This is a genomic window from Ornithinibacter sp. (assembly GCF_035443565.1).
GTDB lineage: Bacteria > Actinomycetota > Actinomycetes > Actinomycetales > Dermatophilaceae > Fodinibacter.
On the sequence record NZ_DAORSO010000134.1, the window covers coordinates 4,534 to 6,111 of the forward strand.

2 protein-coding genes and 3 tRNA genes are annotated in these 1,578 nt (G+C 70.3%); all 5 read left to right on the top strand.

The genetic code is table 11. The features are described from left to right. Window positions 1-737: PHP domain-containing protein (locus tag PLL68_RS11685; RefSeq protein ID WP_324534272.1), on the top strand; the 737-nt coding region annotated here is incomplete at its 5' end. Continuing rightward, entirely contained in the window at window positions 734-1,147 is a 414-nt protein-coding gene (locus PLL68_RS11690; protein ID WP_324534274.1) for a GntR family transcriptional regulator, read from the top strand. The genes PLL68_RS11685 and PLL68_RS11690, both read left to right, overlap by 4 nt. A gap of 123 nt (window positions 1,148-1,270) precedes the next feature. Beyond that, window positions 1,271-1,343 (top strand) — tRNA-Glu (locus PLL68_RS11695). 25 nt (window positions 1,344-1,368) lie between these two features. After that, window positions 1,369-1,442: transfer RNA gene (locus PLL68_RS11700), tRNA-Asp, on the top strand. 45 nt (window positions 1,443-1,487) lie between these two features. Next, window positions 1,488-1,561 (top strand) — tRNA-Phe (locus PLL68_RS11705). The last annotated feature ends 17 nt before the right edge of the window (window positions 1,562-1,578 follow it).

The following is a 1,578-nucleotide window of genomic DNA, read 5'->3' on the forward strand; positions in this document are numbered from 1 at the left end:
CGCTGTACGCCGCGCTGAAGGGCGACTGCCACCTGCACTCGGACTGGAGCGACGGCGGCTCCTCCATCGACGAGATGGTGCTGACGGGCATCGAGCTCGGCCACGAGTGGCTCGTGCTCACCGACCACAGCCCCCAGTTGCGGGTCGCGAACGGGCTCAGCGCCGAGCGGCTCACCCAGCAGATCGGCATCGTCGAGGCCATCGACCGCTCGCTCGGTGGGGCGTTCCGGCTGCTCAAGGGCATCGAGGTCGACATCCTCGACGACGGGGGCCTGGACCAGAGCGACGCGATGCTCGCGAGGCTCGACCTCGTCACGGCATCCGTGCACAGCAAGCTGCGGATGAACGCAGAACCCATGACGGCACGCATGGTGGCAGCCGTGTCGAACCCGCGGGTGAACGTGCTCGGCCACTGCACGGGGCGGCTCGTCGAGGGCTCGCGCGGCACCCGCCCACAGTCCGACTTCGACGCGCGTGCGGTGTTCGAGGCCTGCGCCGAGCACGGCACCGCGGTCGAGATCAACAGCCGGCCCGAACGCTGCGACCCACCCGATGACCTGCTCCTGCTCGCCCTGGAGCTCGGCTGCCTGTTCGCGATCGACTCCGACGCCCACGCGCCCGGCCAGATCGACATGAAGGCCTACGGCTGCGAGCGTGCCGAGCGGCTCGGGGTGCCGGCCGAGCGCATCGTCACGACGTGGGATGCCGACCGCCTCCTTACCTGGGCGAACCCGTGAGCGGCCCCGTGCACGGCCCTGTGCGCACGGCGATGGGCGGGCTCGTGCGGGTCGACCCGGCATCCGGCGAGGCCCCGTTCTGGCAGGTGCGCCGGCAGGTGTCCGAGGCGATCGCCGACGGCCGCCTGCCCGTCGGCACGAAGCTGCCGCCGATCCGGGCGCTCGCCGACGACCTCGGGCTCGCCGCGAACACCGTGGCTCGTGCCTACAAGGAACTCGAGGCGGCCGGGCTCGTCCTCACCCGCGGGCGCCTGGGCACCGTCGTCACCTCGGATGCCGTCGACGGCCTCGGCGCGGACGCTGCGGTGCGTCTCGCGGCCGGTGACTACGCCCGCGCGGCTCGTGCGGCTGGCATCCCGGACGAGGATGCCGTGGCGCTGGTTCGGGAGGCGCTCACCCGCCTCCCGTGAGACCGGGGCAGGGGTTCCCGGACTCGTTTTGGTGCGGGCGGGATTCGTCCCCTATGCTTCCAAAGTCCTCAACGGATCCGAACGCTGCGGTCTGCGTGACGTTGTGGATCTGACTGAGGTCGGGTCCCCATCGTCTAGCGGCCCAGGACCCCGCCCTTTCACGGCGGTAGCACGGGTTCGAATCCCGTTGGGGATACGCAATGTCACAAGGCCTTACACAAGGCCCCGTAGCGCAGTTGGTTAGCGCGCCGCCCTGTCACGGCGGAGGTCGCGGGTTCGAGTCCCGTCGGGGTCGCTTCGAGGAGAAGCGGTCGGAGAGATCCTGCCGCATCACTCGTCCGGCCAGGTAGCTCAGTTGGTACGAGCGTCCGACTGAAAATCGGAAGGTCGGCGGTTCGACCCCGCCCCTGGCCACACAAAACCGCAGGTCA